Annotated in this window: 20 protein-coding genes and 1 pseudogene; 7 read left to right on the top strand and 14 right to left on the bottom strand. The window is 70.7% G+C overall.

All coding sequences use genetic code 11. The annotated features are described in order from the left end of the window. Positions 1 to 20 precede the first annotated feature (20 nt). Positions 21 to 1,520, top strand: a complete 1,500-nt coding sequence (locus tag B4N89_RS38590) for a purine-cytosine permease family protein (protein WP_078981200.1) — start codon at positions 21 to 23, stop codon at positions 1,518 to 1,520. 65 nt (positions 1,521 to 1,585) lie between these two features. On the opposite strand, the gene B4N89_RS38585 is transcribed toward B4N89_RS38590, so the two are convergent. Further along, positions 1,586 to 2,341: a hypothetical protein gene (locus B4N89_RS38585; RefSeq protein ID WP_143658236.1), complete on the bottom strand. Its 756-nt coding sequence runs from the start codon at positions 2,339 to 2,341 to the stop codon at positions 1,586 to 1,588. A 233-nt stretch (positions 2,342 to 2,574) separates the two neighbouring features. Beyond that, complete coding sequence (locus B4N89_RS49250; RefSeq protein WP_143658235.1) at positions 2,575 to 2,814, bottom strand: hypothetical protein; 240 nt, start codon at positions 2,812 to 2,814, stop codon at positions 2,575 to 2,577. A gap of 553 nt (positions 2,815 to 3,367) precedes the next feature. On the opposite strand from B4N89_RS49250, the gene B4N89_RS38575 reads away from it, so the two are divergent. After that, a complete protein-coding gene (locus tag B4N89_RS38575; protein WP_101897485.1) occupies positions 3,368 to 4,894 on the top strand; it encodes a serine hydrolase domain-containing protein in 1,527 nt (508 codons plus the stop codon). Between the two features lie 68 nt (positions 4,895 to 4,962). Here the strand turns inward: B4N89_RS38575 and B4N89_RS38570 are convergent, their stop codons facing one another. Then, positions 4,963 to 6,024: a cytochrome P450 gene (locus tag B4N89_RS38570; protein ID WP_078981196.1), complete on the bottom strand. Its 1,062-nt coding sequence runs from the start codon at positions 6,022 to 6,024 to the stop codon at positions 4,963 to 4,965. Between the two features lie 201 nt (positions 6,025 to 6,225). Then, positions 6,226 to 6,309, bottom strand: coding sequence for a tryptorubin family RiPP precursor (locus B4N89_RS53510; protein ID WP_414646465.1), 84 nt, complete (start codon positions 6,307 to 6,309; stop codon positions 6,226 to 6,228). A gap of 503 nt (positions 6,310 to 6,812) precedes the next feature. Here B4N89_RS53510 and B4N89_RS38565 point away from each other — a divergent pair. Next, positions 6,813 to 7,295, top strand: coding sequence for an LNS2 domain-containing protein (locus B4N89_RS38565; RefSeq protein WP_235619209.1), 483 nt, complete (start codon positions 6,813 to 6,815; stop codon positions 7,293 to 7,295). 42 nt (positions 7,296 to 7,337) lie between these two features. On the opposite strand, the gene B4N89_RS38560 is transcribed toward B4N89_RS38565, so the two are convergent. From B4N89_RS38560 to B4N89_RS38545, 4 genes are all read right to left on the bottom strand, one after another. Next, positions 7,338 to 8,231 (bottom strand): hypothetical protein, encoded by an 894-nt coding sequence (locus B4N89_RS38560; RefSeq protein WP_078981195.1) that lies wholly within the window; start codon positions 8,229 to 8,231, stop codon positions 7,338 to 7,340. Between the two features lie 209 nt (positions 8,232 to 8,440). Next, on the bottom strand, positions 8,441 to 8,935 hold the full coding sequence (locus B4N89_RS38555; RefSeq protein WP_414646457.1) for a nitroreductase family deazaflavin-dependent oxidoreductase: 495 nt from the start codon (positions 8,933 to 8,935) through the stop codon (positions 8,441 to 8,443). Between the two features lie 117 nt (positions 8,936 to 9,052). Beyond that, positions 9,053 to 9,697, bottom strand: coding sequence for a DsbA family protein (locus B4N89_RS38550; RefSeq protein ID WP_078981194.1), 645 nt, complete (start codon positions 9,695 to 9,697; stop codon positions 9,053 to 9,055). Between the two features lie 162 nt (positions 9,698 to 9,859). After that, positions 9,860 to 10,360, bottom strand: coding sequence for a MarR family winged helix-turn-helix transcriptional regulator (locus B4N89_RS38545; RefSeq protein ID WP_078981193.1), 501 nt, complete (start codon positions 10,358 to 10,360; stop codon positions 9,860 to 9,862). Between the two features lie 205 nt (positions 10,361 to 10,565). On the opposite strand from B4N89_RS38545, the gene B4N89_RS38540 reads away from it, so the two are divergent. Then, positions 10,566 to 11,693: a hypothetical protein gene (locus B4N89_RS38540; protein WP_201261111.1), complete on the top strand. Its 1,128-nt coding sequence runs from the start codon at positions 10,566 to 10,568 to the stop codon at positions 11,691 to 11,693. Here the strand turns inward: B4N89_RS38540 and B4N89_RS38535 are convergent. The 5 genes from B4N89_RS38535 to B4N89_RS38515 form a co-directional block, all read right to left on the bottom strand. Next, positions 11,652 to 12,473, bottom strand: a complete 822-nt coding sequence (locus tag B4N89_RS38535; RefSeq protein WP_078981192.1) for an ABC transporter permease — start codon at positions 12,471 to 12,473, stop codon at positions 11,652 to 11,654. The genes B4N89_RS38540 and B4N89_RS38535 overlap by 42 nt on opposite strands. Before the next feature lie 7 nt (positions 12,474 to 12,480). Beyond that, positions 12,481 to 13,455 carry an ABC transporter ATP-binding protein gene (locus B4N89_RS38530; RefSeq protein WP_078981191.1) on the bottom strand — a complete coding sequence of 325 codons (975 nt, stop codon included), beginning with the start codon at positions 13,453 to 13,455 and terminating at the stop codon, positions 12,481 to 12,483. Between the two features lie 121 nt (positions 13,456 to 13,576). Further along, the gene (locus B4N89_RS38525) at positions 13,577 to 14,221 is read right to left on the bottom strand and encodes an HNH endonuclease family protein (protein WP_414646456.1); all 645 of its coding nucleotides are present in this window, start codon (positions 14,219 to 14,221) and stop codon (positions 13,577 to 13,579) included. 249 nt (positions 14,222 to 14,470) lie between these two features. Next, positions 14,471 to 15,406 carry a LysR family transcriptional regulator gene (locus tag B4N89_RS38520; protein ID WP_078981190.1) on the bottom strand — a complete coding sequence of 312 codons (936 nt, stop codon included), beginning with the start codon at positions 15,404 to 15,406 and terminating at the stop codon, positions 14,471 to 14,473. Positions 15,407 to 15,515: 109 nt separating this feature from the next. Beyond that, positions 15,516 to 16,109, bottom strand: a complete 594-nt coding sequence (locus tag B4N89_RS38515; RefSeq protein ID WP_078981189.1) for a TetR/AcrR family transcriptional regulator — start codon at positions 16,107 to 16,109, stop codon at positions 15,516 to 15,518. A 70-nt stretch (positions 16,110 to 16,179) separates the two neighbouring features. Between B4N89_RS38515 and B4N89_RS38510 the strand changes: the two genes are divergently transcribed. Next, positions 16,180 to 17,073, top strand: coding sequence for an NADP-dependent oxidoreductase (locus tag B4N89_RS38510; protein ID WP_078981188.1), 894 nt, complete (start codon positions 16,180 to 16,182; stop codon positions 17,071 to 17,073). 92 nt (positions 17,074 to 17,165) lie between these two features. Here B4N89_RS38510 and htpG read toward each other — a convergent pair. Further along, positions 17,166 to 19,096 (bottom strand): annotated as a pseudogene (gene htpG / locus B4N89_RS38505) (molecular chaperone HtpG). Positions 19,097 to 19,339: 243 nt separating this feature from the next. On the opposite strand from htpG, the gene B4N89_RS38500 reads away from it, so the two are divergent. Together B4N89_RS38500 and B4N89_RS52125 are read left to right on the top strand one after the other, a co-directional pair. Then, on the top strand, positions 19,340 to 20,947 hold the full coding sequence (locus B4N89_RS38500) for an Orn/Lys/Arg decarboxylase N-terminal domain-containing protein (RefSeq protein WP_235619208.1): 1,608 nt from the start codon (positions 19,340 to 19,342) through the stop codon (positions 20,945 to 20,947). Then, positions 20,881 to 21,672, top strand: coding sequence for a hypothetical protein (locus B4N89_RS52125; protein WP_235619207.1), 792 nt, complete (start codon positions 20,881 to 20,883; stop codon positions 21,670 to 21,672). The genes B4N89_RS38500 and B4N89_RS52125 overlap by 67 nt, the downstream gene beginning before the upstream one ends. Positions 21,673 to 21,965 lie beyond the last annotated feature (293 nt).

Below are 21,965 nucleotides of genomic sequence, written 5' to 3'. Positions count from 1 at the left end.
CCCCACGTGAAGGAGGGCACATGGTCGACCCCACAGGCGCGACGAGGAGCCGGCAGCCGGCACCCGGCGAGAACCCGCGCAGCGGCCCGGTCCTGGAAACCCGTTCGATCGACTACATCCCGCAGTCCGAGCGACACGGCCGCGCCTGGCACCAGGCGCCGTTCTGGTTCACCGGACAGTTCGTGCCCACCACCATGGTCGTCGGCTTCGCCGGACCGGTCATGGGACTGTCCCTCGGCTGGTCGATCACGACCACCGTCCTGGGCATCCTGTTCGGCACCTGCTTCATGGCGTTCCACGCCAACCAGGGACCCACCATGGGCCTGCCGCAAATGATCCAATCGCGCGCCCAGTTCGGCACCCGCGGCGCGCTCGTGCCGATGCTCGCCGTCATCTGCGTCTACATCGGCTTCAGCGCCTTCGGTGTCCTGCTGGCCTCCCAGGTGCTGGAAACGGTGCTGCCCGGCTCGACCACGCTGTGGGCGGTGGTGATCGTGCTGCTCGCGGCCGTCCTCGCGATCGTCGGCTACGACCTGCTGCACACCGTGCTGCGCCTGCTGCCGTATCTGGTCGTACCCGTGTTCGGAATCCTGACCGTGCTCGCCCTGACACACCTGAGCCCGCATCACGACCCGCGGACCGCCTCCTTCACCTGGGCCGCCGCGCTCGCCCAGTTCGTCGCCGCCGCCGGCTACCAACTCGGCTACGCCGTCTACGTTTCCGACTACTCCAGATACCTGCCCGCGGACACCTCCGGGCGCGGGGTGATCGGCTGGACCTACGCCGGGGCCGCGCTGTCGGCGATCTGGCTGATGGTGCTCGGGAACTTCGTCGCGAGTTCCGTTCCCGTCCCCGACGCGCTGGTCAACCTCCAGGACATCGGCGACACGCTCTTCTCCGGCTTCGGCAAGACCGCCGTGGTCGCGGTCCTGGTGCCCAGCGCGATCGCCATCATGGGCGTCAACCTCTACGGCGCGATGCTCTCGGGTCTGAGCATCGTGCACGCCTTCCGGCCGATCGCGCTGACCGCCCGTACCCGTGTCGTCGGCGTCGCGACCGGCGCCGCGGTCGTGTTCGCCGTGGCCGAGGGGCTGCCGGGCAAGTACCTGGACAGCTTCAACGACTTCATCACGCTGATCCTCTACGCCCTGGCGCCCTGGACCGCGGTCAATCTCATCGACTACTACTTCGTGCGCCGGGGCCACTACGCCATCACCGAGATTTTCAGCCCCGACAGCATCTACGGCCGCTGGGGCCGCGCGGGTCTGCTCTCCTACGCCCTCGGCGTGGCCGCGCTGATCCCGTTCATGACCACCGGCTTCTACACCGGGCCCATGGTCGACGCGCTCGACGGCGCCGACATCGCGTTCGTGGTCGGCCTGGTCGCCTCCGGCGCCGCCTACTTCCTGGCCACCCGGGGCTTCGATCCGGCCCGGGAGCAGGAGGCGATCCGGGACAGCCGGAACCTGCTCGACGGTCCGGGTGCCGTCGTGCGTTCGGTGCCGCGCGCCGCGGGATAGCGGTGCTCCGCCCGGTGGCTCGGGCGTCCGCGTCGGCGGCGTACGGTCGAGGTCGACGCCGGTGCTCAGAGCACGCCGGCGCCGGGCCGGGCGGTGCCGAGGTTGGGAAGTTCGACGATCCGGTCGGGTGCGGGGGCCTGGATGTCGACGGGGTGGTCGTACTCGGACCAGGTCAACGTCGCGCTGTCGGAGCCGGCCACCTTGACGGGCAGGGCCGGGCCCTCCACCGGGATGTACAGGAGGTCGGGGTTCTTCTCGCCGGATTCGGCGAGGACGACCACGCGCCGGCCGTCGACGGTGGAGTCGGGGCGGCGTTCGGCGTCCCCCAGATTGGGCAGGATGGTGTGCGGGTCCGCCTTTTTGCTGAGGTTCTTCATGGTGGACCGGGCCGGGTCGTCGGCGGCCACGTGCCCGTACTTGCCGTCGAGCGAGTTGAGGAGGGCGGCTTTGTCCCGCCCGAGCCGCGACTGCCAGTAGGCGCGCGGAGCCTTGACGTAGACGTCCTCACCGATGCGCACCGTCTCGATGGTGTAACTCGACGTCTTGGCGGTCGCCGAGTAGTCGCCGGTCCGTATGTCCAACCGGAGGTCGGTGCGTTGGGTCGTGCCGTTCCGCCGCAACTCCACGGTGGCGCGGACCGAATGCACGCGGTCCACGGCCCTGGCGACCCGCTCGGACACCGCCTCGGTGCTCAGCTTCGACAGATCGGCCGAGGCCGTGTCGGCCAGGTCCGCGGCCGCCGAACATCCCGTCACCAGGACCATCCCCGCCGCCGCGGCCGCCGCGAGGCGTCCCGACGCAGCCGAACCCACACGCGCCATCGATGTTTCCGATCCGCTCCCGCCCCGATCCCGCCGATCGTGGCTGCGGTACATGATCGCGGGCGCTCGTCGGCGGCTCGACGCGGGGGCCGTCCGGAGGCGGCCGGCGCGCGGACGCGGACGCCGGCCGGGCCCGCGCGGCCACGAACTCGCCCCACGGGGAAGGGCGGGAGCCGCGCGGGCGGATCACGGGCCGTCGGTCGGGCGCCGCCGGCGACGTGCGTCGACGCGGATCAGATCTGGCCGACGCACGCCAGGTATTGGGTACGGGCGAACTGGTACCCACCGACCTGGAGATTGATCTGGTAGGCGGCGCCGCAGGAGGCACTGCGGCTCGCGCCGGTCGGGAGGGCGCTCGCCGACGTCTGACCGGCGAGGACGAGCACCGGCGCGAGAACGGCGGCCGAGGCCGCGCAGACGGCCAGGCGGCGGAACCGCGGACGGAGCTTCGGCATCCGGGTCGAACGATTCATCGGGACCCTTTCTGTCCGGAACGCCCGGCCGTACCGCGCGAGTTCGCGGGGGCCGGGCCCGACGATCGGCCCGGTGCGGGGTGCGCCGGGACACCCGATCGATGTGGACCAGGTCAGTGTGCGGTGCGGGCCGCGCTGGTGACAGGGCATGAACTGCACTGGCGGGTACGGCTGTTTCGTGCCGCGCGCAATCTTCCGCACCCGATCCCCAGGGGCCCGCCTCGCCGGCGGCGACATCGGCCCTCGGAGCGGGTACCGGTGTAGGACGCGCGGGGCGGTCGAGTGTGCCGGGGCAGTACTCGGGTCCTCGTACCCTCGGGGGACGTGCCCGCCCGGGGCGGCTTCATAGCCTCGACCCACGCGATCGGGGAGTGCGCGGGCACGGTGTCATGGGGCGAAGTCCCGTTGAGCGCGGCGTATTCGGCCACGCCTCCGGTGTGCGCCGGCGATGGGCGCCCGCGTCGTCGTACGTGCCCGCCCGCGTGCCCGCTCGCTCGCGTGGCGGCCACCTGCGTGCGCCGCGCCCCACCGAGATCGATCGAGAGGCGACATCGTGATCGACCATCGTGACACCCCCTCCGCCGACGAGGCCGCCGGCCACGCGTCCGTGTCGCCCACCCGGCGCGCCGTGCTTCGCGGGTCGCTGGGCGTCGCGGCCGGCGCCACCGCGACCGGCTCCGCCCTCGCGCCGTCCGCGTACGCCGCCGAGCAACCTCCCGCGCCCGCCGACCCGTCCGCCGCCGGCCCCGCCGCGCGGCACTGGCAGACCAGGCTCGACGCACTGGCCGCCCGCCATCAGGTCCCGGGCGCCGCGCTGGGCATCCTGTCGGGCAATCGTGTCACGAAGATCGCCACCGGCATGGCCAACGTCGACGACCGGATCGAGGCCACACCGGACACCGTCTGGCAGATCGGCTCCGTCACCAAGGTCTGGACCGCGACCGTGGCCATGCGCCTGGTCGACGAGGGCCTGCTCGACCTCGACACACCCGTGACCCGGGTGATGCCCGAACTGCGCCTGTCGGACCCGGAGCGCACAGCCCGCCTGACCCTGCGTCACCTGCTCACGCACACCAGCGGAATCGACGGCGACGTGCTCACCGACACCGGTCGCGGCGACGACTGCCTGGAGCGATACGCCGCGCTGCTCGGAGGCGTTCGAGGCGTGCACCCGCTCGGCCGCGTCCACTCGTACTGCAACGCCGGCCTGATGCTCACGGGCCGGCTCATCGAGCGCGTCACCGGTACGACCTGGGACGCCGCACTCCACGATCGGCTCCTGAAGCCGTTGGGCCTGACCCGCACGCACACCCTGCCCGAGGACGTGCTCGCCCACCGCGCCGCCGCCGGACACACCTGGGAGCGGGATCGGCCTCCGCACGTGAACCCCGCCCCGATACCGCGCTCCTCGGGCCCCGCCGGCATCGTCTGCTCCTCCGTCGAGGACGTGCTCACGTTCGCCCGCCTCCACCTGGACGACGGGCGCGGGCCCGACGGCACGCGCATCCTGTCGAGCCGTTCCGCCGAAGCGATGCGCTCGCGGTGGACCGACACGCCCGACACCGCCGACAGCGGCGAAACCCGCGGACTGGGTTGGGCCCGCTGGGACTGGAACGGCCGCACCGCCTACGGCCACGACGGCACCACCCACGCCCAGGCGTCCTTCCTGCGCATCCTGCCCGATGCCCGGATCGCCGTCGTCCTGCTCACCAACGGCGGCGACAACGCCGCGCTGCACGTGGACCTGTTCCGGGAGATCTTCACCGCCCTCGCCCACGTCGCACCACGCCCGCAGCACACCCCCGACGGCACTACCCCGCCACGCGACGCCGGCGGATACCTGGGCCGCTACCCGGCCACCGGCATCGTCGAGGAGGTCCTCGAACGCGACGGAGCGCTGTACGTGCGCCGGACGTTCGAGGGGCGGGCGCCGTCGGAGTTCCGCCTCCTGCCGGCCGGCCGTGACCTGTACGTGCATCGTGTGTCCGACACGCGCGAGTGGCAGACGATCAAGTTCTTCACGCTGGACGGGACTCGGTACCTCTACCGAGGCGGCAGGGTCGTGGCGCACGACGGCTGACGACCAGGTGGGATCCCGAGCCGGATCCCGGGCGGGATCCGGCGCGTTGAAGGCGCGCCGCGCCGAACTCAGCTGCCGGACAGTCGGTTTCGGGACACCTGTACCCGTGTGACCCCGAGCAGGCCGGCGAGCGGCACCTTGGCGGTGGTCTGTCCGGGGCTCACCGCGAGGTGGTCGGCGCGCAAGCGTTCGAGGAGGTGTTCGGCGAGCGGGACGATCAGGTGCCGACCCCGGCAACGATCGCTCGCGTGGCCGAAGGGAATGTAGCCCGGGTGGTCGTCCTCGTCCAGCTCGTGCCAGCGCTCGGGGACGAACACATCGGGCTCGGGCCACAGTTCGGGATCGCGGTGGGTCAACAGCGGGAGCAGCAGCACATCGTCGTTCGGGCCGATCCGGGAGTCCACGGCGGAGAACTCGGGGGACGCGACCCGCAGGATGTTCCACGACGGCGGCAACAACCGCAGCGACTCCAGCACGATGTGCCGGTTGCTCGCGTCGGGGTGGAACGGCGAGCCGAGCCAGAGCGCGTTCGCAACCAGCGCCGCGACCCCCAGGCACACCGGCGCGGCGACCCGGCGGTACAGGCCCATGGCGTAGTGCCGGTCGCCGTGCTCGGCGGCCGCGGCGATGACGGCGGCGAGGCGGGACACCGGCGGGTCGAGGGCGGGCTTTCCCGGCAGGACGGCACTCGTGCGGACCACGGCGCGGGTGAGTACCGGCGCCTTTTCGAGGCGGCGATCGGTGAGCATGCGAAACCGCAAGGGATCGGGCCCGAAAAGAAGATCGCGAAGATACGCGTGCCCCGTACGCGGCCAGATTCCGGAAAGATCGACGGAATCGGGAGCCGGGCCGCCCAATGCGGCGCGTACGTCGTGCGAGACGGCCCGCAGGACGTCGTTGGCCTCCACGCGCTCGATCGATCTTCCCTGGAGCGGCTTGAAAGTCGGTCGCTCGAATTCGTGCGCCGGCCTGCTCTCCAGGAGTTTGTTGATCAATTCCGGATCGGCGACCCCGACCGTGTCGCCGTCGATGCGGAAAAACCCCGCACCGCGACGTTCGCGCAGCAGTTCCTCGATCTTCGGCGCGAAAACGGTGACCCGGGCACTTCCGACCGTGTCGGAACGATTCATCGGTGCTCTCCACTGGGCGTAGAGTCTCCCGCCCGGCGGAGCCGGGACGCGGCTCCACCGGACGCGAGCCCGGGCGGCGATCCGACGCTCGGTCGGGTCGAGGCGGCGCTACCGCAGAGGTAACGATTATGCGGCGGGAGCGAGCCCGAACCGCATCGGTCGGCGGATCAACCGAATCTCAGGCGGAGCCGATCGAAACGATCAGCTGTACCAGATGTACCAGGTGGCGGATTTGAGGCTCTTCTCGACCCTGAACCTCTTGGAGAAAGAGTTGACGATCTTCACCACGACAACCTCCAGGTGACTGTGGACCGGCCGGGTTTCCTACGCGACCCGGACCGGTGGAGAGATATCCACCGCTAGAGAATCCGTCTTTCGATTCTCGTCGCCTCGAAAGTGAAGCCTTGATACGAAAGGTGCGTCAATGTGATGTGGATCACAGATCAAAAAGGCTCACACACTCCTCACACAAAAGATGTAAGCGGTTGTGTGTCGATCTTGCGCGCGGGTCCCCGAAAGATCCGTCGGCGGTTCCGATCACGTGCGGAGGTCGAGTAGGAGCGAGGATAAACGGATCTCTTTCGGCCACGGGGGTAAGCGGGCCGGCGGAGCCGAGTGCCCGGGTCGGTGGTGACCGGTGACGGCCTGCCCGCCTGGATGTCTCCCGAGTCGGCGGCCCTGTGCTCCGACGGCGAGGGGTGACGACGCCGGCTCCGAGGCGGCTCCCGGGAGCCCCGCGGCATCGGCGTAGACTGCGCGACCGAGTCCGGATTGTCGTGGAGGCGTTTGTGATATCCCGTCCGCTGGCGGTGTTCGACCTGGATGGCACGGTGGCCGATACCCGGCACCGGTTGCACTTCGTCGAGGCGCGTCCCCGGGACTGGGACGCGTTCTTCGCGGCCGCGGCGCAGGACGCGCCGCTCGCCGAGGGTGCCGAACTCGCGCGGACCAGTGCGGAGACGCACGAGGTGGTGTACGTGACCGGCCGTCCGGAGCGCTGCAGGCGCGACACCGTCGACTGGTTGGATCGACACGGCCTGCCCGCCGGCCGCCTGCTGATGCGTGCCGAGCGGGACCGCCGCCCGGCACGGGTCGCCAAACCCGAACTGCTGCGGAAGCTCGCGCGCGGCCGTACCGTCGCCATGGTCGTCGACGACGACGCCCTGGTCTGCGAGGCATACCGGGCCGCGGGCTTCCGGGTGGTACACGCCGACTGGATGCCGTCCTCGCAGGCGCTGCGACAGGCTCAGAACGGCGCCGGCCGCACCTGAGTCCCTCGGCTCGGCCGAGCCCGATCATCGTGCCCGGCCGCCTCACTTAGTGGCGACTGCCGTTTGCCACATCGTGTAGGAGTATTCGCTGGTGCTGCTGAGTCCGAGGGTGCCGAAGTGGCCGTCGGCGGTTTGCAGGCAGTAGTGGCCGTAGGGGTTGAGCTTGTTGAAATCGCTGCCCCAGGCGTCCGGTGGTTCCGTGACGCAGTCCCGCAGGGACGGCGTCTTGTCGCCGGAGAACTTCGCGTACCGCGCGCCGTGTGCGGCCGAGGGGCCGCCGAGGCCGGCGTGCAGGTCGGTGCCGGCGTGCGAGGCGGAGCGCTTGTCGGAGTCGAAGTCGTAGTCGGTGTACTTGCCCGCCACCAGGAGCCGGAACTTCCCCGAACTGCGCACCGGTTGCTCCAGGCTGTCCACGACGGCGACGGCGGTCGCGGTGTCCGAGGTGGCGTCGATCGTGATCAGCTTCCGACTGGGCTCGAACGACTGCGCGGTACGGCCGTTGGTGAGCACGTACACCTTGCCCGCGTAGGCGACTCGGTATCCGGTGTTCCGCACCGTGCCGTCGACCTTGCGGCGCACCACGATCGTCCAGTCGTTGTCCACGGGTCGCGTCGCATCGGAGGCGACGCGATGCGCGACGGGGACGATGCCGCCGGACGGGCCGGCGCCGGGGTCGGTGCCGGCCGCGCTCGCGGCGAGCAGTGCTTCCAGGGCGATCGGTCCCAGTACGGTCACCGTGAGCTTGGCGGCCTGCTCGACCGAGATGTCGCCGCCTTGGCTCATCATCAGCCGGGCCACCTCGACGGTCAGCGCCGGAAGACCCTGCTTGACCACCACTCCACAGGCGACCAGCGATCCCGCCACGGTCGCCGCACACACCGTCCGGCCGAGCGCGCGCACGCCCGACGCTCGATTGGAGGACACACCGAAGGACATGCCGAATACCCCCACCGTCTTCCCGCGTCCGGTGACCGGCGCCCGGTGGACGCGGATGCCGACGCGCTCCCCCCACGGTCGCCGCGCACCACCGCGTACGACCCTCCCCGATCAGGGTAGGCCGACTCGCCCGCGCCGGCGGGGGTTTCGTCGAGATGACCGCGGTCGGCGCCGGCCACGGCGGCGCCCCTGCGGGAGTGCGGGTCGGCTCAGTCCTCGACCGCGTGCCGCGCCGGTGTGTTCGCGTCGACGGGTTCGAGGACGAAGACCGGGATGAGGCGGTCGGTCCGGAGTTGGTAGTCGGCGAAGTCCGGGTACGCGTCCACGGCTCGGCGCCACCACACGGCCTTCTCGTCGTCGAACACCTCGCGCGCCCGATATCCGCCGACGGTCGTGCCGTCCTGGAGACCGACGACGGGTTCGGCGACGAGGGAGGCGTACCACTGCGGGTTGGTCGGCTCGCCGCCCTTGGATGCGACGGCCGCGTACTGCCCCCCGTACTCGACGCGCATCACCGGTGTCTTGCGGATCTTGCCGGACCTGGCGCCCCGATAGGTGAGCAGCACGGTGGGCAGGCCCTTGATCGTGATGCCCTCGGTGGTCCCGGTGCGCATGATCTGCTCGACGTGCTCGCGGACCCACGGCGACGCGCTCGGCTCGTAGTCCCCGGTGGGTATCGCGCTCTGATCGATGTCGGTGGTCATGGGCTCTCCTCGACGGGCCGTGCCTGTGCCTGACGGCAGATTGGTTATGCGCATAAGATTATGCGCATAACCAATCCTGTGTCGAGAGGGGAGTCGGGCGGTGTCCGGGGGCGCGCCTCAGTGGCCGGCGGTGGTGGTCCCGGGGCGGCCCGCTCCGAACCGTTCCAGCGCGGCGTCGATCGAGTCGGGATCGGCGCGGCCGACGGCCAGGACCGCGACGCGCTCGCCGTTTTGGACCAGGAGGGTCGGGTACGCCGTCACCCCCGACTCGGCCGCCCACCGGAAGTCGGCCTCGGCCGCGTGACGGGAGGCCGGTGCGTCGAGCGCGGCTCCGATCCGCGTCGTGTCGAGGCCGGCCGCGGCAGCGACGCGGAGGAACGTACCGGGCTCCGACAGGCTCAGCCCGTCGCGATAGAACGCGGCCTGCACCTCGCCGGCCAGTGCCGCCGCCCGCTCCGGCGCCGCCTGCCGAAGCGCCGCCATGCCGCGTGCGGCCGCCGCGGAGTCCATCACGAACGACCCGTCCGCGATCAGCCGTTCGTAGGCCGGCCCGAACACGACGCCGGTCTGCTCACTGATCCGGGCATTCGCCCCCTGGACGTAGCCGAACTCGCGGATCGGCACGGCGCGCGGCCCGGTGAACAGCCCCCCGGACACCACCTCGACGGGCAGTTCGGGGTGGCGCGCGGTGACCTCGGCGAGGGTGGGGGCAAAGCCGTAGGACCAGCCGCAGTATGCGTCGAAGACGTAGACGAGTTTCACGGGAAGGGGCTTTCGTGGGAGGGAATGGCTCGGGCATACGCACCGCTCCGGGCGCAGGTGCCGGTCGAAGCGATGTATCTGCTCCAACAGTATCTGTTCTGTCAGATATTCCCTTCGGGTGTGCGCTCGGCCGGGCGAGCCGGTGAACCCGGTCGGTTCGGGCTAGCGCAGGCGTGGGAGGGCGTCACGGGCCGCGTGGGACAGGATGCGCAGGCACTCCATGAACTGTTCCCGGGCCTCCGCGGGCAGCGGTTCCAGGAAGTGGCGGCGGATGTTTTGTACGTGGAGTCGACTGGCCCGCACCACGACGTCCCGGCCGTGCGCGGTCAGCCGTACCAGCTTGCCGCGACGGTCCGTGGGGTCGTCGGTGCGCGCGACCAGGCCGGCCGCCTCCATGCGGTCCACCAGGCGGGTCATCCCGCCCGTGGTCAGGACCCGCTCCTGCGCGATCGCGCGCATCGACATGCCTGCGCCACCCGCTCGGCCAACGATCAGCAGCACCTCGTACATCAGGTGACTGATCCCGAACTCCTCCTCGATCGCGCCGCCGAGCAGGTACTCCAGTCGCCCGGCCGCCCCCTGCAACCGCCCGAACGCGAGCACCAACTCGTCGTTCGCGGCATCCTGCGCCGATTCGATCCCGGCGCCGTCGCTCTCGCCCACGCCTCGCCCCTTATGGTTCGCCCGATCCGATTCCTGCGACGATCATCGCCTTCCCCGCTCCCGGTCCGCGCCGTGGCCCGGTAGCGGGGCGGCCCGGCGCGTTCAGTCGAACGAGGGATGGCATCGCGCCGTTCCGCGCCCTCACGCTGGAACTCGACAAACACGCCGGGCCCGGGCGCAGCGGCGGAAAGGCGGGCGGTGGGGCATGACCGCGCGTAGGGACTTCCTCGGAGCCGTGTCGGCCGTCGGCGCCTCGACGTTCCTCGGCGGTATCGGGACCGCGGCCCCGGATGCGGGCGACCCGGGGCCGGATCCGGCCGGCGCCGAACTCCGGGCCCGCAACACGATCGTCGCGATCGACGGCGACACGCGGCGCCATTACGACACGCTGCGGGCCGAGTTGATCCCGCGCCTCGGGCCGGTCGTCGTCGTGGAGAACGACTCCCGAGGCGGCCTGTTCACCCTCGTGCACGAGGGTCGACGGGAGTCCCTGTGGCCCGTCTCGGACATCTTCGAACTGGCCAAGTCGATCGCCCATGTGCCGTTGGGCATCTTCTCGATCCTCGCGCCGTACCTGAGCCGGCGAATCCCGAACCCGCCCGGTACCGCGCGCCTGGACCGGCACGACGTGGACATGGTGGCGTTCGAGGGCCCCGGTACGACCGAGTGGATCGGTCCGCTGCGGGCCTTCGGCGCCACCCTGGCAGACGCCCGACGGCACCTCGGCGACGCGCGCCTGCCCGGCCGGCTCGACGCGGCGAGCGGGCACATCCTGGACGCGGCACTGGAGTTCATCGCCCGATCGGCCGGCCGCGCCGCCTTCGACACGCGGTCGTTCGAGGACTTCACGGGCGGCCTGGGCGAAGCCATCGCCACCAACATCGAGTACGCGGCCCGGGCGCAGATCGGCGGCGTGACCGCGCTGATGAACCGGTGGCGGGACGAGGTCGGCCCCGGGAGTTGGCCCGGCCTGTACGTGGTCGTCCTGTCGATCTGGACCACGTCCGCCCCGAACCAGAACTCGATCATCGTCAAACGGTTCATGGACCCCGCGACGGCCGACTCGCACCTGATCGACATCGCGACCGCCCAACCGCCCACCGACCCGGTCCTCGTCGCCCTCGACAACCTGGCCCGGATCGTGCAGGACAACGTCGCGGCGGAACTGGTGTTCCCGCACGACCGGCGCTCGGCGGACGCGCTGAAGGGCCGCGAGGACCTGCTCGCCCGAGAGATCCAGGATCAACTCGGGTCGGGCCGGTCCGATCCGGGGCGGCGTCGGTGCGGTGGGTCACGCGTCGCGTTTCTCGAGGAGGAGGGCGCCGAGGAGTAGGAGGATCAGGGTTTCGGCCGCGAAGACCGCGAAGCCCGGCCAGGGTTGGAGCATCTTGTCCGCGGCCTCGACCGACATGACCTGGCCGCCGGCGTTGGCGGGCATCAGCTTGGCGATCCAGTCGCCGGTCCTGCCGGGGATCAGGCCGACCACGCCGCCGACCACGAAGATCAGCGCGATGCCCAGGGTGATGGCGCCGGCGGTGTGCCGCAGCAGTACGCCCAGGGCCATACCGAACAGGCCGAGGACGGCCAGGTACAGGCCCGTGCCGATCAGGGCCCGGATCACGCCGGGTTCGCCCAGGTCGACGCCGACGTCCTTGGCGTCGAGCATCAGGTTGGCCAGGAAGTAGCAGCAGAACCCGGTGATCGCGCCCACCACGAACAGGACCAGGGCCAGTACCACGGCCTTGGCGGTGAGCATCGAGGCACGCCACGGCACCGCGGTCAGGCTGGTACGGATCATGCCGGTCGAGTATTCGGCCGTCATCGACATCACGCCGAGCACCAGCGCGGCGATCTGGCCGAACGCGACGCCCACGGTGAGCAGATCGGGCGCGTCGTTCTTCTTGCCCTCGGCCACGTCCTTGGCCACATCGCTCGCGGCCAGGGCGGCGATGCCCCAGCTGATCAGCACGCTCACCGCGAACAGGGCGAGCAGGGTCCAAACGGTCGAGCGTACGGTCTTGATCTTGGCCCACTCGGAATCCAGGATCCGGCCGAAGGTCAGTCGCGCGCCGGGCGCGACCGCGCTGGGCGCGGCGGGTGCGGTCGTCGTCATCGTGGCCTCATCCGATCCGGTCGGCGGCGGTCGGCGGGCCCCATCCCGGGACCGCCTCGGGGGCGACCTTCGGGGGTGTACCACCGGTGTGGTATTCGACGCTGTCGGCGGTGAGCCGCATGAACGCCTCTTCGAGCGAGGCCTCGACCTTCGCCAACTCGTGCAGGAACACCCCGTTGTGCCCGGCGAGATCACCGACCTGATCGGTGGTCACCTCCTGGATCAACAGCGCCCCCGCCGGGTCCCGGTTCACCTGCCAGCCCGCCTCCGCGGCGAGTTCGGCCAGCCGATCCGCCTGCGGCGAGCGCACTTTCACGTGGCTGACCGAGTTCTCCGCGATGAACTGGGCCACGCCCGTGTCGGCGAGGATCCGCCCGCGCCCGATGACGAGGAGGTGGTCGGCGGTCAGCGCCATCTCGCTCATCAGGTGTGAGGAGACGAAGACCGTGCGGCCCTCGCCGGCGAGGCGCTTCATCAGGTTGCGGATCCACAGGATCCCCTCGGGGTCGAGCCCGTTCACCGGCTCGTCGAACAGGAGCACCCGGGGATCGCCGAGCAGCGCCCCGGCGATCCCCAGCCGCTGGCCCATGCCCAGCGAGAAGCCGCCGGAGCGCTTCTTGGCGACCGAGGTGAGACCGACGACGTCCAAGACCTCGTCGACGCGGGTGAGCGGGACGCCGTTGGACTTGGCCAGTACGACCAGGTGGTCTCGGGCGGTCCGGCCGCCGTGCAGGGCCTTGGCGTCGATGAGCGCGCCGACCTCCACCATCGGCGCGCTCAGGTCGCGGTAGGCCCGACCGTCCACGGTCACCCGACCGGCGCTGGGTCGGTCCAGGCCCAGGATCATCCGCATCGTGGTGGACTTCCCCGCGCCGTTGGGTCCGAGGAACCCGGTGACCCGCCCGGGGTGGACCTCGAAGCTGACGTCGTCGACAGCCGTCTTCGCGCCGTACCTCTTGGTGAGGCCTTCCGCAACAATCATGGATATGTGCCGCTTTCTCCTCGGGCGGTCTACATGATCGCTTCTGTCGAGGAAATCCGCATCCGCAGTGTGGGAAACGGGTGAACGGGCGGCCGGGGCGCCCGGTTCGCGGTCCGTGAGATCAGCAGGCGCCGAGGATGGAGGCGAGCGCGCTCTTCTCGCTGCTGTCGACGGTGAGCGCGTAGTCGTGCTTGACCTGGACCCAGGCCCGGGCGTACGTGCAGCGGAAGGACGCCTGGGGCAGCCATTCGGCAGGGTCCCGGTCGCCCTTCGAGCGGTTGGACGAGGCGGAGACGGCGATCAGTTGCGGGTCGTTCACGTCGTTGGCGAACGTACGACGGCGTGTGGTGGTCCAGGCCCAGGCGCCGGAGGCCCAGGCCTCGGACAGCGGTATCACGTGGTCTATGTCGAACGTCGACGGGTCGGTCGTGACGACGTTGTCGTAGGCGCTGGTCCAGGTGCCGGATGTGGCGCCACAGGCCGAGTTCGTGGTCACGCCCGCGCCGTCGCGCTTGAGTATCCACTCGCGGGTGTCGCAGGTCCCGGAGATGGTGATCCAGGTCGGGAACAGGCTGCGGTCGTAGCTGTCGCCGTGGCTCTCGGCGGTGGCGGCCATGCCGGCCAGATACGAGCGGGCGGTCGCCGCGGAGACGGGTGTCGGCAACGCGGCCTGCGCGGGAGCGGTCAGGGTCGAGGTCGCGGCGAGGGTGAGCAGGGCGACACAGCCGGTCGTCGCGGCGCGGCGGAGCACGGTCGAGGTGGACAAGGCGAGGCCTCCCGAGTGACGTGGTGACGTCCGGCCCGGACCCGGGCGCGGATCGCGACCAGCGTGCCGGACGCCGAGGGGCCGCCGGGACCCTACGGGGTGTGAACATTCGGTAACCGTGACCACGACGGCGGCCGCCGGTACCCGCCGCGAACTCGATTGCGTGGCAGGCCGATCGGGCAGCCGGCCATGCGCAGGGCCGCCGACACGGCGGGAGTTCGGGCCACCCGGCCGGCAATCCGGCCGGGCTCAGTGCGGGTTGGTCCAGTCGGGGGTCCAGGTCCCGGGCGCGTTGGGCGCGGTGGCCGTGTCGGCGAGGTGCGTGCGAAGGGTTGCCAGCGCGGGGTGGGGGTTGCCGCGCTGCCACAGGAGTGAGTGGGGGTAGACGGGCATCGGGTCGGTCACCGGGATGCGGCGCAGGCCGTGGTCGGTGGGCCAGACCAGGCGGGTGTTTCCGCCCATGAAGGTGGCCAGGGCCGGCGTGTCGGCGACGGTGTCGAGGAGTGCGTCGGCGCCGAAGTTGGGGCCGGTCGCCTCGATGGTCAGGCCGAACTCGGCGACGAGGTCGTCGTAGTAGGCCGCCCACTCGGTGCCGGGGACGATGCCGGGCATCCAGATCCGATGCCCGGCGAGCCCGGCCATGGGCACCGAGCGGGCGCCGGCCAGGACGTGTCCGGGGCCGGTGAGGAGTTGGAGCGGCTCGTCGAGCACCCGGGCGGACTCGACGTCGTCGGGGAGCGGCCGGCCCGGCACGGTGACGGCGCGGAAGGACGCGTCGATCGCACCGGACCGGATGGCGGCGATGGCCGTGTCGATGCCGAACAACATCACCACGTCGAGCTCGACCTCGGGGTGTGCCCGATGGAAGCCGCGCAGCAGGCCCGACGCCGCGCCGCGTGAGCTGAGCACGTCGACGCGAAGCGGACGGCTGCCGATGCGTACGGACTCGACGGCCCGTTCGGCGACGCGCAGCAGTTCCCGGGCGTGCGGCAGGAACGCCTGTCCGTCGATGGTGAGTTCGGCGCCGCGCGGGGTGCGGGTGAACAGTCGTACGCCGAGGGTGCGCTCCAGCGCGGCGATGCGCTTGGAGACGGCCTGCTGGGTGACCGCCAACTCGGTGGCGGCCTCTTGGAACTGCCCCGCCTCGGCGGCGGTGACGAAGGTCCGGACGGCGTCGAGGTCCATGCGGACACCCTATGGGTACAACCATGGGTTGTGGTGCGGCGGTCGCAATGGTCCTTCAGTGTCGACGTGTGCTGCCGTTGGTGGTGCTGCTGATCGCTGATCGGTTGTATCAGGATCGAGGCGTCGCCGTCGGGAAGGCGACCTCCCAGGCGGCCTCGATCATCCGGAAGATCTCATCCACCGCGGCGTCCGGATCGGCCGCCTCGCGGGCCGGCGCATGGGCGTCGGTCACGAACCTGGCGATCGTCCGGCAGGCCGTGGTGCCCGGGGGCAGGTCGAGGTCGGCGGCGATGGCCGCGGCCAGCGATTCGGCGTGGCGCAGTCGCATCGACTCCTCGTATTCGCGCAGCGCGGGCGTCGCGTCGATCATGTGCCAGGTCGGGGCGGCGCCCTCCGACGCGCAATGGCGCACCATGTCCCGCATCTCGCGCCGCAACGCGGGGACGATCGGCTCGTGCGGTTCGCGGTCGGTGACCGCCTTGGCGAGGCGTTTTTCGAAGTCCTGGTCCCGCTCGAACACCAGGGCCTCCTTCGAGGCGAAGTGCGAGAAGAGCGTGGTGACGGCGACGTCGGCCTCGGCGGCCACGTCGCGGATGCCCACCGCGTCGTATCCGCGCTCCAGGAAGAGCCGCAGGGCGGTGTCGGCGATGTTCTGGCGGGTCGCGGCCTTCTTGCGTTCGCGGCGGCCGACTGGCTCGGTCATGACCTGATGCTATCAGTTACGAGACAACAACGGTTTCGAAACACTAACCGTTAGTGCTACGGTCCACGGCATGAGGAAAGTGAGCTTCGCCGAGTTCGGTGGTCCCGATGTTTTGCGCCTCCTGGACGCCGAGGAGCCCCACGCGGGCCCCGGCCGGATACGCATCGCCGTGCGGGCGGCGGGGGTGAACCCCGTCGACTGGAGGATTCGTGAAGGCCAGAAACTGTCGGCCCATCCGATCGAGCTGCCCTCCGGAGTGGGGTTGGACGCCGCCGGGGTGGTGGACGAGGTCGGCGAAGGCGTCGAGGGAGTCGAGGTCGGCGACCACGTGTTCGGCGAAGGGTCGGACACCTACGCCGAGTTCGCCGTGATGTCGGCCTGGGCCCGGATGCCCGAGGGGCTGAGCTTCGAGGAGGCGGCCGGGTACCCGTCCGTGGTGGAGACCGCGTTGCGCATCATCCGCGAGGTCGGCGTGGAACCCGGGCAGACGCTGTTGGTCAGCGGTGCGTCGGGGGGAGTGGGATCGGCGGTGTTGCAGATCGCCCGCGACCGCGGCATCGCGGTGATCGCCACGGGCGGCGCCGCGAACCAGGACTATCTGCGCGGCCTGGGCGCCGTCGCCACGACATACGGCGAGGGCTGGGTCGAGCGGGTGCGCGGGCTCGGCCGGGTCGACGCGGCGCTCGATCTGGCCGGCTCGGGGGTGATCCGCGAACTCGTCGAGCTGACCGGGGACCCACTCAAGGTGATCTCCATCGCCGACCTCGGCGCGCCGGACCTCGGCGTGCGCTTCTCCGGCGCGGCCGGAAGCGTGCCGGACGCGCTCGCCGAGGCCGCCGACCTCATCGCCCGGGGGCGGCTGCACATCCCGATCGAAAAGTCGTACCGCCTCACCGAGGCCGCAGCGGCCCAGATCGACAGCCGGGCCGGCCACACCCGCGGCCGCCGAGTCATCGTCATCTGAGCCCCCGACCCGTCCGGCCGCCCCACACAGGTGTCCTCGCGGCCGGGCGGGGGGTGCGACCGGCCGGCCCGGCCGGTCGCACCCCGGGTGGGTTACAGGCCCCTGGCCAGGTGGTTGGTCAGCAGGCGGGTGAAGCGGGCCGGGTCGGGGAGGTCGCCGCCTTCGGCGAGCAGGGCGCCGCCGTAGACGAGTTCCACGATCTCGGCGAGCGCCGGGTCCTCCGCGTTCGTCGCGTGCGCCGCGCGCAGAGCGGTGATCAGGGGTGTGTCGGGTTGAGTTCCAGGATGCGCTTGACCGGGGGCATCTCCTGGCCCATCGCCCGGTACATCTTCTCCAGGGTCGGCGTCATGTCGTGCGCGTCGCCGACGATGCAGGCCGCCGACGTGGTCAGCCGGGACGACAGGCGCACCTGCTTGACCTGCTCGGACAGCGTCGTGGTCAGCCACGGGAGCAGGGCGGCGAAGTCCTCCTCGCGCTTGGCCCGGTCCGACTCGGCCTCGCCGTCGTCGTCGGCGGGCTCGTCGAGGTCGACCTGCCCCTTGGCGATGGACCGCAACGCGTGGCCGGCGAACGCCGGGACCTGGTCGACCCAGACCTCGTCGACCGGGTCGGTGAGGATCAGCACCTCGTACCCCTTGGCGGCGAAGGCCTCCATGTGCGGGGAGTTCTCCACCATCGCCCGGGTCTCGCCGGTCAGGTAGTAGATCGCGTCCTGACCGTCCTTCATGCGCTCGACGTACTCGCGCAGCGTGGTGGTCTTTTCCGGGTCGTGCGTGGAGGCCGCCGAAACCAGTTCCAGCAACGCCTCGGTGTTGTCGGTGTCCTCGAGCAGGCCCTCCTTCAGCGCCCGGCCGAACTGCGCCCACAACCTCGTGTAGCGCTCGCCGTCCTTGGCCTGCATGTCCTTGATCGCGCCGAGGACCTTCTTCACCAGGCGCCGGCGCACCCCGCGGATCTGCCGGTCGTGTTGCAGGATCTCGCGGGAGATGTTCAGCGACAGGTCGTGCGCGTCCACGACACCCTTGACGAAGCGCAGATAGTTCGGCATCAGCGCTTCGCAGTCGTCCATGATGAACACCCGCTTGACGTACAGCTGTACGCCGCGCTTCGTCTCGCGCGAGAACAGGTCGAACGGGGCCTGCGACGGGATGAACAGCAGCGCCTCGTACTCGAAGTTGCCCTCGGCGCGCATGTGGATCGTCTCGGCCGGGTCGAGCCCGTCGTGGCTGATCTGCCGGTAGAACTCGGCGTATTCGGCCTCGGTCACCTCGCTGCGCGGCCTGGCCCACAGCGCCTTCATCGAGTTGAGCGTGTCGACGCCGTGCGTGGTGACGCCGTCGGCGTCGGTCCGCTCCGTCGCCATCCGGATCGGCCAGCGGATGAAGTCCGAGTACTGCTTGACGATCTGCCGGATCTTCCACTCGGACAGGTAGTCGGCCAACCCGTCCTCGTTGTCGGCGGCCTTGAGGTGCAGGGTGACCGAGGTGCCCACGGGCAGGTCGTCGACGGCCCGGATCTCGTAGGTGCCCTCGCCGTCGGACTCCCACGCGGTGCCCGAGTCGGTGCCCGCCCGCCGGGTGCGCAAGGTGACCTTGTCGGCGACCATGAACGCCGAGTAGAAGCCGACGCCGAACTGCCCGATCAGGTTCTGCGCCGCGGCGCCGTCCTGGGACTCCTTGGCTTCCTTGATCTTCTCCAGCAGACCGGCGGTGCCGGACTTGGCGATCGTGCCGATCAGTTCCACGAGGTCGTCGCGGCTCATGCCGATGCCGTTGTCGCGCACGGTCAGCGTGCGGGCGTCCTTGTCGACGGCCAAGACGATGTGCAGGTCGGACGTATCGACCTCGAGGTCGGAGTCGATCAACGACTCCAATCGCAACTTGTCCAGAGCGTCGGAGGCGTTGGAGATCAGCTCACGCAGGAAGATGTCCTTGTTCGAATAGATCGAATGGATCACCAACTGGAGCAACTGCCGGGTCTCGGCCTGGAATTCCAACGTCTCGACGCTGCCACCCGTGCCCACTCTGGGGTCTCCTTCATCGGTGTCGTCATATCGGCCTGGTCTCAACCACGACACGATATGGCGGAGCGCGCGAACCCGTCCACACGACTCGCGTCCTCCGCCGGGTCGACGTCACCGCCGCGCCCGGCGGGCCACGTTTTCCCTCGAAAGAGGGGTTTGGGGAGCTTTCGGGGACTTTCGTGACACCGTCCGGGTGACCCTCGAAAGGGTGATGGCGGGTACACGGTGCGTGAGGGGGCGGACATGGCGGTCGGCACGGTGGTCTTCGTGGTCTCCGAGGCTTCGGACGGGTCCGCTGCCGGGGCGGAGCAGTTTCGGCGGATCGCCGCCGAGATCCGGAACCAGGGCTTCGAGGTGCGGTGGGCGCGGGACGGGGTCGAGGCCGAGGCGGTGCTGCGGACCGAGGCGGGGCTGGCCGCCGCACTGGTGTCGTGGGACCTGCCCGGCGCCGAGCAGTCCACGAAGGAGACCGCCGGCGCGGCGGTGTTGCGCTGCGTGGGGCGGCGCTTCACCGGACTTCCGGTCTTCCTGGTGATGGCCGACGACGATCTCGAAGGACTGCCGCTGTGGGTGGCCGAGACCGTGGTCGGCTACGTCTGGCCGCTGGAGGACACCCCGTCCTTCGTCGCCGGGCGCATCGTGCACGCGGCGCGTGCCCACCTCGAAGCGGTACTTCCGCCGTTCTTCAAGGCGTTGCGGCACTTCGGCGACACCCACGAATACTCCTGGCACACCCCCGCCCACTCCGGCGGCGTGGCGTTCTTGAAGTCCCCGGTCGGGCGGGCGTTCTTCGACTACTTCGGCGAGCAGCTGTTTCGCAGCGACCTGTCCATCTCGGTCGGCGAACTGGGCTCGCTGTACGAGCACTCGGGCCCGATCGGCGCCGCCGAACGCAACGCCGCCCGGATCTTCGGCGCCGACCGCACCTACTTCGTCCTGCACGGCGACTCCACCGCGAACCGCATGGTCGGGCACTACTGCGTCACCCACGACGAGATCGCGCTCGTGGACCGCAACTGCCACAAATCCGTACTGCACGGCCTGGTCGTCTCCGGCGCCCGCCCGGTCTACCTGACCCCGACCCGCAACGGATTCGGCCTGGCCGGCCCGCTGCCCCCGACCGAGGTGCACGCCGCGGCCGTGGCGACCCGGATCGCCGCCAATCCGCTCGCGCGCGACGCCGTGCGCCCCGACGCCCAGTACGCGGTGGTGACCAACTCTACGTACGACGGCCTGTGCTACGACGCCGCGGCGCTCGCCCGGGCCCTCGCCGCCAACACCCCGCGCCTGCACTTCGACGAGGCGTGGTTCGCGTACGCCCGCTTCCACCCGCTCTACGCCGGCCGCTACGGCATGTCGGTGGGGCCGGACGGCTTCCCGGACGAGGATCGACCCACCGTGTTCTCGACCCAGTCCACGCACAAGCTGCTCGCCGCGCTCTCGCAGAGCGCGATGGTGCACGTGCGCCCCGCACCGCGCGCTCCCGTGGAACACGCCCGGTTCAACGAGGCGTTCATGATGCACGGCACCACCTCCGCGCTCTACCCGGTCATCGCGTCCCTGGACGTGGCGGCGGGCATGATGGACGGCCCGCAGGGGCACTGGCTGGTCGACGAGGCCGTGGTCGAGGCGATCCGCTTCCGGCAGTCGATGGTGCGGCTCGGCGAACGCATCGCCGCCGCGGGCGACCGGCCGCCGTGGTTCTTCGGCGTCTGGCAACCCGACACGGTGACCGACCCCGCGACCGGCGAACGCTGGGACTTCGCCCGTGCCCCCGGGAGTTGTTGCGCGGCGAACCCTCGTGCTGGGAGCTGGAACCGGGCGCGGCCTGGCACGGATTCCCGGAACTGACCGAGGGATACTGCCTGTTGGACCCGATCAAGGTGACGCTCACCTGTCCGGGGATCGACGCCGGCGGGACGATGGCCGAGTGGGGCATCCCCGCGCGGGTGCTCACCGCCTACCTCGCCACCCGCAACATCGTGGTGGAGAAGACCGATTCCTACACGACGCTCGTGCTCTTCTCGATGGGCATCACCAAGGGCAAGTGGGGCACGCTGCTCGACGCGCTGACGGACTTCAAGGCGCTGTACGACGAGAACGCGCCGCTGACCGCCGTACTGCCCGACGTCGTCGCGCTGTTCCCGGGTCGCTACGCCGAGCAGGGGCTGCGGGAGCTGTGCCGCGACATGCACGACCACCTGCGCGGGGCGAACCTGGTCGAGCTGTTGGACACCGCCTTCCGGGACCTGCCGGTGCCGGTGGCGCCGCCGCAGCGGTGCTATCGCGAGTTGGTCCGGGGCGGTACCGAACGGGTGGCGTTGGCCGAGGCGGCCGGGCGGGTGGCGGCGGCCATGGTCACCGTGACGCCGCCGGGCATCCCCGTCCTGATGCCCGGGGAGAACATCGGCGCCGCCGACGGCCCGCTCCTGCGCTACCTCGGCGCGCTGGAGGCGTTCGACCGGCACTTCCCCGGATTCCACAGCGAAACCCACGGCGTCGTCGTCGACCCGGAGAGCGGCGACTACCGCATCGAGTGTGTCCGCCCGGACCGGGAACAGGCCCTGAGCGGCTGAACCGCCGGTCGGCGACCGGAGATTGTAGGCGGCGGCACGCGTAGGCGGGATCGGTCCGGCACACGAAGCGGGAAGCCGCTCGTCGTGCGGCCGGCCGATGTCCGGCCAGGGACACGTTCGTAGGGTCGTGCACGTTCATACGAGGCATCCGCACGTCCCCCCACCCGTCCCGCCGGATTGCGGACCCTGCCGCCGCCCGCGCCGCCGCACGCCGATCCGTTCCGCGCCGGGACGGGGTCGACACGCGGCGGCGCGTCGCCTCGACAGTGCGCCGACAACCGCGACTGCGGCGG

Source organism: Embleya scabrispora (genome assembly GCF_002024165.1).
GTDB classification, from domain to species: Bacteria; Actinomycetota; Actinomycetes; order Streptomycetales; family Streptomycetaceae; genus Embleya; species Embleya scabrispora_A.
The sequence above is the reverse complement of the archived record's forward strand: the minus strand, read 5'-3'. Positions and strand labels throughout refer to the sequence as shown.